Consider the following 14,854-nt stretch of genomic DNA (forward strand, 5'->3'; position numbering starts at 1 on the left):
AAAGATTATGGAGGTTATACAATGTTTAAGGTGAAAACCAAGTTTCTTGCACTCTTGATGACATGCACATTCCTATTAATTACGGCTTGTGGTGGTGGACCAAGCACGGCGGGTGGCAACACGGCGGAGCCAGCCAAGTCGGCGGCAGGCGGAAATACCGGGTCGGAGACTGTGGCTCCTGCAGAACCAGTAACAATCGAATTCTGGTATGGCCTCGGCGGTAAGCTCGGCGAGAACATGCAAACCTTGATTGACAAGTTTAACAGTTCACAGCAAGAGGTTATCGTTAAGCCGGTTGTACAAGCCGATTACAGCGAGACAGAGCGTAAACTTCAAGCTGCAATTGCCTCTGGCAATGTACCAGGTGCCATTCTATCCTCGAATGCCGACTGGGCTCGCAAAGGCTATTATGCACCCATTGATGAACTGATTGCCGCTACGGCTGATTTTAATCCGGAGGATGTCGTACCTACATTCCTGGAGCAAGGCAAGGTGGATGGCAAGCAATTCTTCCTGCCGATGTATGGGACAACCCAAGTCATGTACTACCGTAAGGATGCACTGGAGAAGAATGGTCTGACCCCGGATGATATGAAGACCTGGGAAGGGCTGGCTGCCGCTGCTGAGAAAATGGCAGTCAAAGAAGGCGGCAAAACCTCATTCTATGGCTGGGAGCCGATGTGGGGCGCTGGCAATATGATCGATGCGGTATATAGCAAAGGTGGCACAATTCTTAGTGAAGATGGGAAGACGGTGCTGATTGACTCCGCTGAATGGGTGGAAACCTGGGATCTGTTCCGTAAATGGATTCATGAGGACAAGATCATGCGCATTCATTCCGGTGGTCAAGGCTGGGAGTATTGGTACAAGACGATTGATGACGTGATGAAGGGTCAAGCAGCAGGGTATATCGGCTCTAGCGGTGACCAAGGTGATTTGGACTTCTCCATTGTTGCTGCCATGGAACAACCGGGCTGGGAAGGTATTGGCGAAGGCAAGCCGGTAGCAGAGGCGATCATGGCTGGTATTCCCGCTGCGGCGAGTCCTGAGCAGCAGCAAGCTGCCATGAAATGGTATACCTTCTTTATGAACGCAGAAAATACAGCCTTCTGGTCGATGAATACGGGCTATATCGCAGTACGTCAATCGGCACTGGACAATCCTGAATTTGTAGCTTTCAGTGAGCAGAACCCACAAGCAACCATTCCGCTGAAGCAAGCGACTCATGCCTCCAAACCGTTCCAGGACCCAACGGGCGGTAAAATTCAGGATGCGCTGAGTATTGCGGCGGACAAGGTTCAAATCAGCAATGTGCCTGCTGCGGAAGCTTTGAAGGAAGCAAAGGAGACGGCCCAGCGTGAACTCGACCGGATCAATAAGTAAGTCGTCCGTAGTCAAGTTGAGCGCCCCAGGGAGTGAAGCTGAAGTTCAGGCAATTCTGTTCGACAAGGACGGTACGCTAATGGATTTCATTTATACCTGGGGGAGTTGGGGCGAGCAGTTGCTCGCCCATTTCTCCACTGCGCTTGGTCAGCAAGGGCTTCCCGTACTTCCCGACAATCTGCTGGGAATCTGGGGAATTGATTATGATGAGAACGGCAAGATCTCCGGTTATGATCGTAACAGCCCCTTGTCAATGGGAACGGTCAATGATTTATTGATCCTGCTAGCGCTGGAAGGATACAAAGCGGGACTGTCCTGGGCGGAGGCCAAGGTACTGGCTGAGCAGTGCCGCCTGGAAGCAGACGAAGCACTGGAACGGCTACGGATTGCTAGGTTGCTGCCCCATGTTCAGCCCTTTCTGGAAGCTTGTCGGCAAGGTGGCATTAAGCTTGGAATTGTCACTTCCGATGAGACGGAGGCGGCGAATAAGCACCTTGACTGGCTAGGAATACGCACATACTTCGACGTAGTGATCGGAGCCGATCTGGTCCGCCGGGGCAAGCCTTATCCCGATATGGTCGAGCTGGCCTGCCGGGAGATGGGCGTGGCGGTGCAGCATGCGGCAGTGATTGGTGACACCAACGGAGATATGCAGATGGCCAGAGCTGCGGGCGCGGCCTTAGCCATCGGTCTGGACGAGGGAAGAGTATCGGGACCGAAGGGATATCCGGCAGCACATGCTGTGGTTGCGGGATATGATGAATTAAGACTAGGATAGTCTTTTTGCGAATAATGGAAGGTGGACAACAAGATGGGGTGGTTATTCCTGGCTCTGGCGATTGTGCTGGAGGTATCAGGCACAGTATCGATGAAGCTGTCGGATAGCTTTTCCCGCCTGATGCCGTCGATATTCATGTTTATCTTTTATGGCGCCAGCTTTACCTGCTTGAATTATGCGCTGGGTTATATGAAAGTATCAACTGTTTATGCGATATGGTCGGGCATCGGGATTGTGTTGATCTCGCTGATTGGCGGATTTTTGTTTCAGGAGAAGCTATCGTTGTCCTCAGTGCTGTGGATTGGCATGATTGTGATGGGGGTCATCGGGCTGAATATAAGCAGCAAGGGAGGATGAAGTAAATGAGTGTGCCAGATCAAGCAGGCAAGCAACAGGGGGAAGCGGCGCTTCTTTCCTTCCAGGTCATTACTGACACCCATGTAAGAACAGATCCGAATCATGCGTACAATGTGAACTTGGTTCGTGCTTTGCAGGATTTGAAGGCTCAGGGTCAAGGCAGTGCGGGAATTATGCATGTGGGCGATGTAACCGATCATGGACTGCCGGAGGAATATGCCGAATGGCAGCGCATTTGGGACGAGCATGGCGATTCTTTGCCACCCCTATACCTGACCATGGGCAATCACGATGTAGGTTTGGGCAACTGGGAGGAACGGCTTAACCAATTTCTGCGTCTGTCAGGACTAGAAGGGCAGAACATTACACCAGATAATTGGAAGGAACGACTGGAGGAAATTCGGGCTAATGCTTCTTCAGAGCAGGGGGAAGGCAACCCTGATTTGTGGAAAGGTCAACTCAGCGACTTCCTCCATCAAGTAGTTGGTATGGAGGATCAAGATATCAGCCTGGAGCATTGGCAAGAACGTTTGGCACGTTTCATGGAGAAGACAGGGACGGAAGATATATATCATGATCACTGGATTAATGGCTATCATTTTATCTTCCTTGGGACCGAGGAAGGCTTGGAAATCTTCTGTTCGCTATCAGAGGAGCAGCTAACCTGGCTGGATACTAAGCTGGGAGAAAATTCAGAACCGAATCGGCCGGTATTTCTGTTCTTGCATCAGCCCTTGAAAGATACCGTAGCCGGCTCTTACGAGCAGCAGAAATGGTATGGCGTAGTACAGGATGCCGAACTCAAGGCTGTATTGGCCCGCCATCCGCAAACCATTCTGTTCACCGGACACACGCACTGGGAACTGGAAGCGCCAAATAACCACTATGATGGACGAGGTGCGCTGCCAACCATGTTCAACGCTGCATCCGTAGCTTATCTATGGACTGACGAGGACGAGCACAAGGACGGTAGCCAAGGCTACTATATAGAGGTCTACCACGACCATGTCCTTGTTCGCGGCCGTGACTTCACCGAGGGCGAATGGATTGAGTCAGCGCAGTTTCGGGTGGAGCTGGGGTAGGTTTGTGTAAAGGATGAAATGAGAAAAATCCGTTGCCAGGGGCAGCGGATTTTTCTTGTTATCTAACTTTTCGTGTTAATCACTCATTCTTACTGGGGAACGATCCGATATTATAGTTGAAAATAAAAACAGCTAAGAGAGGACGAGGAAAAATGAAATTTAATAGACGAGTAGTCGTATTGCTGATGCTGTGCTTTGCACTGTCTCTTGCAAATGTAGCTAATGCGGCCAGCACCCCTTTTGTTCAAGGCGGAGGGTATGACCAAGGTGCCTATGATCAGTTGGGGGATCAGCCTACAGAGCTTAATTGGACAAGACATTCACGTTTTGATGGCGTAAACAGCAATTTATATGAAAAATGGAGCGTAGAGTTGTCCCCGGCTTCATTATTCTCCCCCGTTATCGCAGAGGATGGAACAATTATTGTAGGAACCCAAAGTAATAAACTGCTTGCCTTGAATCCGGATGGCAGTATTAAGTGGGAATATGCAATAACTTCTAATCTCGATGACTCATCACCTGTGATAAGTCAGGATGGCTATGTTTACTTTGTGACAAATGGTATTTTGCATGGGGTAGATGTCAACACAGGTAGTCCACGATGGGAAAGTATTAATATGGGGATTGGGAACCTGGGGCACATTGCAATTGATCGTGACGGGACGTTATACATAGGTTCACAAAGAAGATTATTAATTGCTTTTGATCCAAACCTTAAAATAACTAAATGGCAATCGGATATAGGTTATCCTTTTGGTCAACCTGTTATTGATGTGAACGGGGATATCTTTGTAAGAAGCAAATCGGGAAATGATTTATTCGTTTCTTCTGTATCTCCTGATGGAACTATAAAGTGGCAAAGTGAAGTAGACCACATCAACTTAAGTGATGATCCACGTTTCAGTGCTCCACAGCTTGATTCAAATGGGAATCTATATGTGGTTAGTAGACATGGGAAGAAATTATATAGTGTGAAAACATCTGACGGGACTTTAAATTGGAGTCTACAGCTTGAAGGCAATCTCTATGCAACCCCTGCTTTAAACGAAAAGCAACAAGTGTTGTATGTTACGAGTTCATTAGGTTTATATGCTATCAATTTAGATGGGACCATCAAATGGCAAGATATCACTAATGGAGTAGGATCTTATAATTCTCCTTTAGTGGATAAAAAAGGTAATGTTTATATAAATTCTATAAACAAACTGTATATTTTCCTTGAAGATGGCTCCAGAATGGCTCCCTTTGAAGTTGGGACGCCTGCATATAGTTCCAATAATGTGACTATTGATAGTCAGGGGACCTTGTACTTTACTAACAGTAAGGGATATATATATGCAATTGGAGGTGAAATAGCAGGGGGAGAAACCCCCGTTGATCCCAATCCTCCGGTTGACCCTAATCCTCCAGTAGACCCTGTGGGAGAACGGGCATTGCTTACCATTATCTTGAGCCATGGCGTAGAGAAAGAGTATGATCTTTCAATGCAGGAAGTTCAACAATTCATCCAGTGGTACGAAGATAAAGCCAATGGGAATGGTCCTATTACGTATGCAATTAATAAGCATCAGAATAATATTGGTCCGTTTAAACAAAGACAGGACTACATTTTGTACGATAAAATCATCGCTTTTGAAGTAAACGAATATTAAGTTGCACTGCTTTTCAGTTATTGTGTAAATTATAGGCATGAAAAATTTTTAAACTATAGTGAGTCTCCCCAATCAAACGGAGGAGGCTCATTTTTAAATATTTACTAGGTTCTCCAAGCAGCAGATTGACAATGATCCTACTTCCTGTTAATATAAAATTCATCTTCGCTATAAACTTGATCTGCTAGCTCAGCTGGGAGAGCACCATCTTGACAGGGTGGGGGTCAGTGGTTCGAGCCCACTGCAGATCATACTGAAAAACCCTTGATTTTCAAGGGTTTTTTGCTTTTTATGGGCAAAGTAATGCACTTAAATAAGCCCCGAAATATGAAATTGGTGCCGGATTGGTGCCCTTTATTCAACTAAAAGTAGGCCAGAAGGTCACAAGCCTTAAATGACATTCTTTCGTCCTTGGAGCGAACCGTTTACAATCCGGGTGATTGGCGGCGCCTGCTTGCCTGATTTGTTATTTCGATATGTCGCCACCTCACTTCCCTCCGTTTTAATCAAACTGCCAAAAGAAAAAGCATCCCGCAGGATGCCTGGCTTAATTATTTCAACCGTCGATCTAGAGCTTCATTAATCATACGATCAACATGAGCTTCGATCATACGATTGTTTATATCAAATATACCTTTCACCACTACGATGATCTTCTCATCTTGAATGCCCAAATTTTTCAACAAGTTTTCTAATCTTTCTGGTTCAATACCGAATGATGGCACAATCACACCTCCTATTATCCCATTTCGATATACCATAGGTCCATTCCTGCTGATTGAATGACCGGTAATCCAATTGACGTGGAAGAGATTCAACAGTTACAAGCAAATCGTGGGCAGTCAATATTTGAAATCGAAAAGCGACTTAAGCATGTGAGGGAGAATGATTAGGTTCATGGGCAGGGGAATCCTGGCTTGATTCAATTGCCCTTGTGCCTCAGATATCTGGCAAATTAATTCAAGTTTTTGACCAGTTTGCAAATCACTCGACGTCGCGCGATTTGCCAGTAAGCAAAATCTTCGAACTCTTATCCCTACCCAAATCCATTGACCACGGCGAGTTTGTAGAGCAGGACCATGTTATGCCCTCTACAAGCGAATCAAGACGGTGGATAAAATGACTGTAATTAATTGATCTAATGATCTCAGCCACTTTATTTATTTTACGTCGTTTGGTATTATCTTCTTGTAGTGGATGGGCTGTTGGCTCTCTCTGGGAAATATGGAGTTGAATGCCGATGAATCAGGATTTTCGGGATATTGTAGTTATAGCCATCGTCATCCTTATCGTTATCATTTTGCGTTGGTGGTACAACAAAAATTGTAAGAAATAAATGAATCAACAAAACAGCCTATCCAAGCATCCCTTCCCAGAGGGAGCTTGGATAGGGTGTGAAATATTTAAATCTTGCAATTATAATGTGCAGGATTTTTGTTTCTCGTCGTCAGTGTGTAAGCTGAAATCTGGTGCCGAAAGTTAAATATCGGCACCAAAAAACTAATAAATACGAACAAAGATACGAACAAGAAAAAACCTTGTATATCAAGGATTCTTTGCTTTTTTAGGAACAATGTAATGTGCCTGATTAGTTGAATTTATACACAAGGATAATTATCCGTTGCCAGAGGCAGCGGATTTTTTGTGCAATATGAAAGTATAACCATCTAGTTCACAGCCAACAATGTATTCATAAGTTCTTACTATGCCAGAACTGCGAGTAAAGGAGAGAATAGGATGAGAAATAAATATACAGTGTCAGAGCTTTTGAACAGCAATAAGGGCAGTAACAGCAAGCAATTATATAAAACGCTTTTGACCCTTGGAGCCATCATTCTCACCTCTCTCACCCTAACCACCGCCTGTACCCTTGAGCCGGATGCGGAGACGATGAGTCGCCAGGCCAAGGAGTTTGCTTGGCCCTTTGGCTCGGCGTCGGTATTGGATGAGGTGTATTCACCCACGATTGTGGAGGATGTGTATTCGTTGGAGTAAGTTAGAAGTTATTCCTCGTCCCATTTGCGAGAGTAGCCTTTCTTCGTCACATAGAACATGGACGCAATTAACACTACGCAGATTAGTACCGCAGCAGCGATTGTAATTCCCATGACCATAGTCATTCTGTTAGCTCCTTTCAGCAACCATTTTGAAGCTCCAATGCATAGTTCAACTATACAGGAAAACGTTTTTTTTGTATAATAATGCAGTTTACATCGATTATACAGACCATGCTGGGAGGAGAACGAAGTGGGTGCTGCAACAATTATTCGGGTTCAGACCGAAGAACAACTAGAACGTTGTCTGGACATTAGAAAAGAAGTGTTTGTCAAGGAACAGCAGGTTCCGGTAGACCTGGAGATCGACAGTTACGACAAGTTGGGACCGGATGTATATCATGTGTTGATCGAAATGGACGGGGAGTACGCAGCTACCGGCAGGCTGACCTATTATCAGGATACGAGTGCCAAACTTCAACGGATTGCGGTTCACAAGGCATTCCGTACCAAAGGGGTAGGGACCATCTTGCTGTTGGCTCTGGAGGAGCTGGCGCGCGAGTTGGGCTTGTCCCAGTCTGTGCTGGATGCCCAGTGTCAGGCGGAAGGGTTTTATGCCAAGTTGGGCTATGAGACCATCTCGACGGAGCCCTTTGATGATGCCGGAATTCCCCATGTGCGTATGGTGAAATCGCTGAAATCATAGTTTGCAAAACTTCGGGGCACACTGAGATCAAACCTTTAAGAGGAGTGATAGCAGATGGCCCTGAACAGCAGAGAGACCATTATTGCCGTACGCAAGAACGGTGACGGGGATTTGGAAGCATTCAAGACGTCCAGCGGACGTGTGCTGGATTACCAGCAAGCGCTGCAAGAGGTCAATGCCGGAGCAATTGCTGGCGTGAACGCATTCAAAGGAAAAGACGGGGAGATGTATCTGCGCGGCGATGCCGACGGAGATCCGACGAACAACCTGGATAATCTGCCAAACTTTGATTGAACTCAAGCAAGAGAACAATTACAGCCACAATAAGCGCTAACCTCAATCAGGAGCGCCCAGCCATGCTGGAGCGCTCCTGATTCATTACTAAAGCGAGTTCTAAAGTCACATTTTCAGCACCGAGAAGCCACTTTTACAACGTATAAATTTCATGCTGCTTCAAGAATTGCATTTGACCAGTAGCCCCAATAAAGTTCTCCATCTCATCCCCATAGTGCATCAGCAGAATCATCTCCTGAACCTCTTCAGGGAGGGTAAGCAGCTCTTGGAGTGTTGTATGTACCTCTCCTGGGCCGGTTAGTTGCACCTCATGTAAAATTCTACGACAGCCTCGGTCATGAACGAGTTGCTCCAATAGCTTGGGTTGGAAGGTCATATCTGCACTATAAAATATTTCGTCATTCAGATACAGCGAATAGCTGCTTTTTCCGGGAATATGAGGTGTTCTCAGCAGTTCCACCGATAAGCCGGGCGCAAGCTGGACCGCCTGCCTTTCCGTTAAAGGATACACCTCGAACACGTCCTCCAGCGAATGAATGATACCCTCCTGACTGAGACCACCCTTGAGCGTATTCTCCCATAGAGGCTTTAGCAGTGGTTCTGCGACGTACAATCGCGGTTTGCGGCCCACGACATATTTCATGCGGAAGGCAAACTCTTCAAGCCCTCCCACATGGTCGCCATGAATATGTGTGATCAGCACGGCATCAATATCGTCCAGCGATTGGTTCAGCTTATGCAGCGCCATCGGCGCCGTAATCCCGCAATCGATCAACAGCGTATAATCATCGGCGGATAATAGCCCGTTGTTATTATAATATGTCTTGGCGAAGGCTCCGCCGGTTCCTAGCATTTGCAAACGTAGTGGCATTATAATCCTCCTTGCATCATCGTCTTTCTTCCTTAAATGTACACAAATTCCGGTGGAAACGAAAGTCTTGTCCGCCTGATGAAAAAAAGTAATGATTTTGCCGGAAAACACCGCAACTTGCTTCTCGTCAAAGAGTATAACTTTACATCAACATGAATCAAATTGGAGGTTCATATCAATGAAATGGAGAAGAGTTGCATTACTCGTAGTTGCTTTTTCTCTAATGGGAGGTTCACTGCTGTTTGCCGATGCGGCCACCCAAAAGGTGAAGCTGGTACTTAACGGTCATGAGGTGGAAGACGGCGGTTATATGGTTGATGGTAAGACGTATGTTCCTGTACGTCATCTAGAGGGATTGGTTGAATACAACGACAGCACCAAAACGGTGAGTTATTATAAGCCGAACGTTCACATGTTTCTCTTTACCGAAGAGGGAGTGTTCGGAGACGTCAAGAAGACGGGCAAGCTGAAGTTCAACGTGTTCTCGCAAATCGATAACCTGCGGACCGACATTTCGGCGGTGCGGGTGTCCATTACGGCGCCGGACGGGACGACGAAGGAGATTCAAACCGATGAAATCAAGGACCAGCGCGACAATTTCTGGTTCCGTACCAAGGACTTTACTTATGACTTCAAAACGGCGGGTCGCTATAAGGTCGGCTTCTATATGAAGGCATCTTCGGGGTCCGACTATGTCCTGATTACGGAAAAAGGGATCAATGTGCTGAAATAATAGTGGGTTACCTGTAAGCTTGTGTGTATCCAAATTGACCTGTTCATATGAAAATGTTACGATACGTAGGGATTAAAAACACAATTAAAGCGAGGTAATTTCATGAGCGACCACAATCACGAACACGGCGAAGCGTGCGGCTGCGGACATGACCATGATCACGATCATGAGCATGAAGAGTTTGTGCTGACGCTGACGGACGAGCAAGGTAACGACGTAGAGATGGTTCTCGTCGAGACGTTCGATGTCGGTGAGAAAGTATACGCATTGCTGCTTGAACGCAACAATCCGGGGGCGGATGGTATCATTCTCCGCATGGAAGAAGAAAATGAAGAAATGGTGCTTTACAACATCGAAGACGAGCAAGAATGGAAACAAGTGGAGGAAGCTTACAACGAGTTGGTCTCCCAAGCAGACGAAGCTTAACACGTGGTCGTCAGAATGATATAGGCATGATAATCACAAGAAGCTCCCCGGGTTACCGGGGAGCTTCTTTGATGATTGCAACTGAAGTATTAGAATATAGGGTCGGCTTCAATAATCACTTTTACGTTTTGAATATAACGATCCTCAGGCCCTTTAACCGGCAGACCCACTTCCACATGGTCCACGATGTAATCAATGTTATCCTGGGAGATGACCTCACCTGGCAACAGAATTGGAATGCCTGGGGGGTACACATAGATGAATTCGGCGATGATGCGCCCCGCAGATTCCTTGAAGGGAATGACCTCGGTTTCAGCATAGAAGGCATCCCGCGGAATCAGGGAAAGCTGCGGAATTTCCGGAACCTTAACGACCAACTCTCCCGCATGATCCTCCGTATAATTAATCTGCGAAAGCTCGCGCAAAGCCGTCAGTAAGATGTCGGCTGTCTCCTGTGTGTCGCCTGGAGTAATCAGGCACAGGATGTTATACATATCGCTGAGCTCAACCTCAATATTGTAATGCTCACGCAGCCAGTTCTCCGTCTCATAGCCCGTGATGCTCAAATGACGCACATGAATAGTGACCTTGGTAGGGTCGTGGTCATAGGTAGCTTCCCCGCCCAGAATTTCCCGGCCAAAGCAGTACAAGCCAGGAATTTGATTAATTTCGTCACGAACGTAATTCGCTAGCTTCATCGCTTCTTCCGCCATCTCATGCCCGTGCAGGGCCAGGTTACGACGAGAGGTATCAAGCGAAGCGAGCAACAGGTAAGAAGTAGAAGTCGTCGTAAGCATACTGATGATGGTTTGAACACGCTGCGGATTGACGTAGCCATTCTTCGTATTCAAGTTCAGAATGGAGCTTTGCGTCATGGAACCACCAAGCTTGTGCACACTGGTTGCCGCCATATCCGCACCGGCTTGCATAGCAGACATCGGCAGCTTGTCGTGGAAATGAATATGAACACCATGCGCTTCGTCGACCAGTACAGGCACATGGAAGCTATGAGCGAGCTCCACAATTTCCTTCAAATTGGCGGACACGCCAAAATAAGTCGGATTAATCACGACTACTGCCTTGGCATCAGGATGGCGCTTGAGGGCCCGTCCTACCGAGCTTGTCGTAATGCCATGGTCAATGCCGAGATTAGTATCCTGAGCCGGGGAGACAAAGACTGGCTTCGCACCGGCGAAGATGATAGCGGACATGACGGATTTATGAATATTGCGCGGAACGATAATTTTATCACCGGGAGAACAAACGGATAGTATCATAGTCATGATGGCTCCGCTTGTACCCTGCACGGAGAAGAAGGTATAGTCCGCACCGAACGCGTCGGCAGCCAGCTTCTGTGCTTCTTCGATAACTCCAGTTGGCTGGTGAAGGTCATCCAGCGGCGCAATGTTAATCAAATCGATGGATAAGGCGTTATCGCCAATAAATTCGCGGAATTCCTTATCGGTACCGAGCCCTTTTTTGTGCCCGGGAATGTGAAATTGAACGGGATTGCCGGCCGCGTGTTTTTTGAGAGCGGTGAAGAGCGGCGTGTTTTGATGATCCATACGGGCCATCCCTGCCTTTCGTCGAGATAATTTTCAAACAAGCTTGAGTATAGCAAAAAGAGCCCGGAATGCAAGCAGTAGCTGCGAGCTTTACAGAAATTTGACAATCCGGAGGTTAATTCACGAGCCAAAGCGGACAAACTGAAAGTATCGGGCTAAGCAGGGAGCGTTCAATTTAAAAAGAGAAGGGGGCTTACTTGTGTCATTCACTTCTGTAGCAGCGTCCAGGAAGCTATTGAATCCCACATTTATCGGCCTGTGGATCATTATGTTTCTGGTAGAGTTCGTCAAGGGCGCGTTAATTGTCTCGATTTTGCCAATCTATATGGGGAATGTATTGATGCTGGGAGCCTTTGCTATCGGGTTGTCCTTTTCCCTGATGTACATAGGAGATAATGTGTTTCGCAGTCCGGCAGGCTGGCTGATTGAACGGCTGGGCTTCCGCCTGACCATGACCTTGGGCTTATGTATCACGCTAGGGGCAGTGGCCATCATCGCCTTTCTCAAGACGCTGGGCTTTTTGGTCCTGGGTTGTACTTTACTTGGCATCGGAACAGCTCCTCTTTGGCCAAGCGTGCTGATGGGCATTACGGCAGTGACCGAAGGAAATAACAATTTTGCCACCGCGATGGGTGTCATTCAAATGTCCAGTCTGGGAGGCACAGGCCTTGGACCCGTTATCATTAACTTTTTTCTGCATGGATCGTATCAGCCTATTTTTTGGTTTTTACTCGGCTGCATTGCTTTTTTGGTCATCGTCTCCCTTACTTTGCCGGGGAAAAGAAAGGTCGTAAGCACGGAGCAGGAGGCTGCCCAGTCAACTGCCCTTCCGGAGGTGATTCGTCAGCAGGGGCAGGGGAACGTGTGGAGTCGTATTCATAGCTCGATTCGACACATTCGCAGCCAACTACATGTCAGCCCGCTGCTTTATCCAGCTCTGTTCTTGCAGTCCTTCGCTGTTGGCCTGCTGACGCCGGTCATTACTCTGTATGTCCGCTCCGAATTAGGCTTGTCACCAGAAATGTTCAGCGCCATGCTGGTCATCGGTGGCGGAGTTACCGTAGCTGGCCTCATTCCCATCGGCAAGCTGGTGGACCGCTTGGGCACGCGATGGTTTCTCCATATCGGCTTCGCCTTGGCGGCCACGTCGGTCGGAATGTTCGCCTTATCGCGGGAGCTTCCCATGATTTGGCTGTTTGTCTTGCTGATCGGACTGAGCTATGCCTTCATCTTGCCGACCTGGGATACGATGATCTCCCATATGCTGCCGGAGAAGGAGAAGGGGACGGTTTGGGGCCTGTTCCTGACCATCCAGGGCTCTGGCATGGTGGCGGGTCCCATCATCTCCGGGAAGCTGTGGGATATGGTCAGTCCAACCGCACCGTTCCTCGCCAGCTCGGGGGTGATGCTGTTGCTGTTCTTCCTGCATCTGGGCCTCGTCCGCAAGCCAAAGGCCGCCCCGGCAACGTAAACCGGGACGGCCCTGGGGCCTTACAGGTATGGTGAGCGCGCTGTATATGTTGAATCAGCGTGTATAGAAGGCATTTCGATACAGCGGCAGAAGATTCTCGAAAGTCTGTTCGACCGTTTGAACCAGTCTCGCTCCATCACGGACAAGCGCATCATCGTGTTCCAGGCGAAGTCCGCAGATTGCTTCGGCCTTCTTGACCGTGGCAAGCTGCTCCGCCCAAGCCTTCAACTGCTTGACATCCACCTGGTGGTGCGGAACACCTGTTGGGTCCCTATGGCTCAAGGACCAGTAGAAATCCGCAGGAATCATCTTGTTGATGGCAGCGGCTTGCTTGTCCAGATAGCGAGCGAAGATCGCTTTATTGGGGCTTTCGTAAATGACGGCGAAGATGATGAACAAGTGGCTTGGGAACAGCCCAACCTCGAAATGAGGCAAGGCTTTGTAACCGCGTTTGCTCGTTGACCAGGCCACCCATGTATCCCTGGGCGGGTTGACGGTTCGCCGGGCGTGCTTGGCCACGTGGGGGTACATATCTTCTCCACACAGCGCAGATAAATAAGGGGCAATCTCTGCGCCCAGCCCTTCTAGCTTGGGTCTGATGTGATTGCTGATCGCTTCCATTCGGGGCTGTAATCCCGGGACCGTCAGTGCCTTGAAATCCTGTTCGGCAAATCCGGCAAAGGTCATGGTCTTCCCTCCAAGCTTAGTCGTAAATCAACTGTTCTCCATGAATAATGGACAGTATATCATATTTCATGCGTCAAGCCAGGCCCGTTAAGGGTAAAAATAATCAATAAACCAAGTTGCTTTACATAAGATGGAGTATAGGATGACTTAAGAGGAGGGAGTGCCGTGAATAAAAGTTACGAGGTGGAATATTGTAACCTGGAACTCCGATTCGACCGCCGGCACATTCAACAACTGATTCGTGACTTGATCCAAGATGGGTATTCTTTATATTGGAGCGAAAATGAGGCGCTCTTTATCATCTCCGTACGCACCGGGAGAAAGCTCACCAAGCTACGTTTCCAACGTCTGGCCCGGGGATATAAACTGGCGGGGGATTATGTCATCCGCGATGCCAAACTTGCGGAGTGGCTGGAGAAGCTGATTGGCGACCTCCGGGGCCACGCCGTAGTCAAACGTTTCAAGGATCGGCAAATTCTCGTCGAGAATATCCTGTTCGGTGAAGTCATCCGTTCCGTGGAAATCTCCGGTATGGAGCACCGGGTCATTTATCAGAAGAGCCCCCTGGTCGACACCGTGCAGATGGCGGAAATGTTCGCCTCGCGGTCGGCAGAGAGGCAGTTGGAGCAATTGCAGCAAGAATTGGATGTAGAGCTAGAGCGGTTGTTCGAGGCCATGCAGCATGGCGACGACAAGACAAAGGAAGCCTGCAAGGAGCGGCTGCGCAAGCTGCGGCTTGAATTGCTCATGTTGGAATGGTAATGGCGTCAACGGTTCATCCCCCACAACGTGGGGGTTGTTTTTTGGCTTGCTGGTTCAGGGTTCACTTCTGTACACAAAAGAGTTAAAATGATA

General features: G+C 48.1%; 16 protein-coding genes and 1 tRNA gene. 13 read left to right on the top strand and 4 right to left on the bottom strand.

Annotated elements, in window-relative coordinates; genetic code table 11:
* Positions 1 to 21: 21 nt before the first annotated feature.
* The 6 genes from BN3279_RS16495 to BN3279_RS16520 all read left to right on the top strand — a co-directional run bounded on the left by BN3279_RS16495 (position 22) and on the right by BN3279_RS16520 (position 5,503).
* Positions 22 to 1,383, top strand: coding sequence for an ABC transporter substrate-binding protein (locus BN3279_RS16495; RefSeq protein ID WP_059052258.1), 1,362 nt, complete (start codon positions 22 to 24; stop codon positions 1,381 to 1,383).
* Positions 1,358 to 2,161 (top strand): HAD family hydrolase, encoded by an 804-nt coding sequence (locus BN3279_RS16500; RefSeq protein WP_059052259.1) that lies wholly within the window; start codon positions 1,358 to 1,360, stop codon positions 2,159 to 2,161. The genes BN3279_RS16495 and BN3279_RS16500 overlap by 26 nt, the downstream gene beginning before the upstream one ends.
* 33 nt (positions 2,162 to 2,194) lie before the next feature.
* Complete coding sequence (locus BN3279_RS16505; protein WP_059052260.1) at positions 2,195 to 2,518, top strand: DMT family transporter; 324 nt, start codon at positions 2,195 to 2,197, stop codon at positions 2,516 to 2,518.
* A gap of 5 nt (positions 2,519 to 2,523) precedes the next feature.
* On the top strand, positions 2,524 to 3,600 hold the full coding sequence (locus BN3279_RS16510) for a metallophosphoesterase family protein (RefSeq protein ID WP_059052261.1): 1,077 nt from the start codon (positions 2,524 to 2,526) through the stop codon (positions 3,598 to 3,600).
* Between the two features lie 116 nt (positions 3,601 to 3,716).
* Positions 3,717 to 5,252 carry an outer membrane protein assembly factor BamB family protein gene (locus BN3279_RS16515; RefSeq protein ID WP_187377809.1) on the top strand — a complete coding sequence of 512 codons (1,536 nt, stop codon included), beginning with the start codon at positions 3,717 to 3,719 and terminating at the stop codon, positions 5,250 to 5,252.
* A gap of 178 nt (positions 5,253 to 5,430) precedes the next feature.
* Positions 5,431 to 5,503, top strand: a tRNA-Val gene (locus tag BN3279_RS16520).
* Between the two features lie 300 nt (positions 5,504 to 5,803).
* On the opposite strand, the gene BN3279_RS23855 is transcribed toward BN3279_RS16520, so the two are convergent.
* Positions 5,804 to 5,977 carry a hypothetical protein gene (locus tag BN3279_RS23855; RefSeq protein ID WP_157686462.1) on the bottom strand — a complete coding sequence of 58 codons (174 nt, stop codon included), beginning with the start codon at positions 5,975 to 5,977 and terminating at the stop codon, positions 5,804 to 5,806.
* A gap of 1,012 nt (positions 5,978 to 6,989) precedes the next feature.
* Between BN3279_RS23855 and BN3279_RS16525 the strand changes: the two genes are divergently transcribed.
* The 3 genes from BN3279_RS16525 (at position 6,990) to BN3279_RS16535 (ending at position 8,246) form a co-directional block, all read left to right on the top strand.
* Positions 6,990 to 7,247: a hypothetical protein gene (locus BN3279_RS16525; RefSeq protein WP_059052263.1), complete on the top strand. Its 258-nt coding sequence runs from the start codon at positions 6,990 to 6,992 to the stop codon at positions 7,245 to 7,247.
* 252 nt (positions 7,248 to 7,499) lie between these two features.
* Positions 7,500 to 7,952, top strand: a complete 453-nt coding sequence (locus BN3279_RS16530; RefSeq protein WP_059052264.1) for a GNAT family N-acetyltransferase — start codon at positions 7,500 to 7,502, stop codon at positions 7,950 to 7,952.
* 54 nt (positions 7,953 to 8,006) lie between these two features.
* Positions 8,007 to 8,246, top strand: coding sequence for a DUF3892 domain-containing protein (locus tag BN3279_RS16535; protein WP_059052265.1), 240 nt, complete (start codon positions 8,007 to 8,009; stop codon positions 8,244 to 8,246).
* A gap of 133 nt (positions 8,247 to 8,379) precedes the next feature.
* On the opposite strand, the gene BN3279_RS16540 is transcribed toward BN3279_RS16535, so the two are convergent.
* Positions 8,380 to 9,117, bottom strand: coding sequence for an MBL fold metallo-hydrolase (locus BN3279_RS16540; protein ID WP_059052266.1), 738 nt, complete (start codon positions 9,115 to 9,117; stop codon positions 8,380 to 8,382).
* A 178-nt stretch (positions 9,118 to 9,295) separates the two neighbouring features.
* Here BN3279_RS16540 and BN3279_RS16545 point away from each other — a divergent pair, with 178 nt between their 5' ends.
* Both BN3279_RS16545 and BN3279_RS16550 read left to right on the top strand, forming a co-directional pair.
* Positions 9,296 to 9,850, top strand: a complete 555-nt coding sequence (locus tag BN3279_RS16545; protein WP_059052267.1) for a hypothetical protein — start codon at positions 9,296 to 9,298, stop codon at positions 9,848 to 9,850.
* 102 nt (positions 9,851 to 9,952) lie between these two features.
* Entirely contained in the window at positions 9,953 to 10,276 is a 324-nt protein-coding gene (locus tag BN3279_RS16550) for a DUF1292 domain-containing protein (protein ID WP_059052268.1), read from the top strand.
* Between the two features lie 89 nt (positions 10,277 to 10,365).
* Here BN3279_RS16550 and BN3279_RS16555 read toward each other — a convergent pair whose 3' ends face one another.
* Complete coding sequence (locus tag BN3279_RS16555; RefSeq protein ID WP_059052269.1) at positions 10,366 to 11,841, bottom strand: aminotransferase class I/II-fold pyridoxal phosphate-dependent enzyme; 1,476 nt, start codon at positions 11,839 to 11,841, stop codon at positions 10,366 to 10,368.
* A gap of 199 nt (positions 11,842 to 12,040) precedes the next feature.
* Between BN3279_RS16555 and BN3279_RS16560 the strand changes: the two genes are divergently transcribed.
* The gene (locus BN3279_RS16560) at positions 12,041 to 13,312 is read left to right on the top strand and encodes an MFS transporter (RefSeq protein WP_059052270.1); all 1,272 of its coding nucleotides are present in this window, start codon (positions 12,041 to 12,043) and stop codon (positions 13,310 to 13,312) included.
* Positions 13,313 to 13,366: 54 nt separating this feature from the next.
* Here the strand turns inward: BN3279_RS16560 and BN3279_RS16565 are convergent, their stop codons facing one another.
* A complete protein-coding gene (locus tag BN3279_RS16565) occupies positions 13,367 to 13,999 on the bottom strand; it encodes a DUF1054 domain-containing protein (RefSeq protein WP_059052271.1) in 633 nt (210 codons plus the stop codon).
* Positions 14,000 to 14,164: 165 nt separating this feature from the next.
* Between BN3279_RS16565 and BN3279_RS16570 the strand changes: the two genes are divergently transcribed.
* A complete protein-coding gene (locus BN3279_RS16570; protein ID WP_059052272.1) occupies positions 14,165 to 14,761 on the top strand; it encodes a hypothetical protein in 597 nt (198 codons plus the stop codon).
* Positions 14,762 to 14,854 lie beyond the last annotated feature (93 nt).

The organism is Paenibacillus senegalimassiliensis (assembly GCF_001486585.1).
GTDB lineage: Bacteria > Bacillota > Bacilli > Paenibacillales > Paenibacillaceae > Fontibacillus > Fontibacillus senegalimassiliensis.

What these genes read in the sequence shown, in the direction of transcription:
- BN3279_RS16495 (WP_059052258.1), top strand. Translation starts at nt 22, where the DNA reads ATGTTTAAGGTGAAAACCAAGTTTCTTGCACTCTTGATGACATGCACA.
- BN3279_RS16510 (WP_059052261.1), top strand. Translation starts at nt 2,524, where the DNA reads ATGAGTGTGCCAGATCAAGCAGGCAAGCAACAGGGGGAAGCGGCGCTT.
- BN3279_RS16525 (WP_059052263.1), top strand. Translation starts at nt 6,990, where the DNA reads ATGAGAAATAAATATACAGTGTCAGAGCTTTTGAACAGCAATAAGGGC.
- BN3279_RS16565 (WP_059052271.1), bottom strand. Translation starts at nt 13,999, where the DNA reads ATGACCTTTGCCGGATTTGCCGAACAGGATTTCAAGGCACTGACGGTC.
- BN3279_RS16505 (WP_059052260.1), top strand. Translation starts at nt 2,195, where the DNA reads ATGGGGTGGTTATTCCTGGCTCTGGCGATTGTGCTGGAGGTATCAGGC.
- BN3279_RS16550 (WP_059052268.1), top strand. Translation starts at nt 9,953, where the DNA reads ATGAGCGACCACAATCACGAACACGGCGAAGCGTGCGGCTGCGGACAT.
- BN3279_RS16535 (WP_059052265.1), top strand. Translation starts at nt 8,007, where the DNA reads ATGGCCCTGAACAGCAGAGAGACCATTATTGCCGTACGCAAGAACGGT.
- BN3279_RS16545 (WP_059052267.1), top strand. Translation starts at nt 9,296, where the DNA reads ATGAAATGGAGAAGAGTTGCATTACTCGTAGTTGCTTTTTCTCTAATG.
- BN3279_RS16540 (WP_059052266.1), bottom strand. Translation starts at nt 9,117, where the DNA reads ATGCCACTACGTTTGCAAATGCTAGGAACCGGCGGAGCCTTCGCCAAG.
- BN3279_RS16555 (WP_059052269.1), bottom strand. Translation starts at nt 11,841, where the DNA reads ATGGATCATCAAAACACGCCGCTCTTCACCGCTCTCAAAAAACACGCG.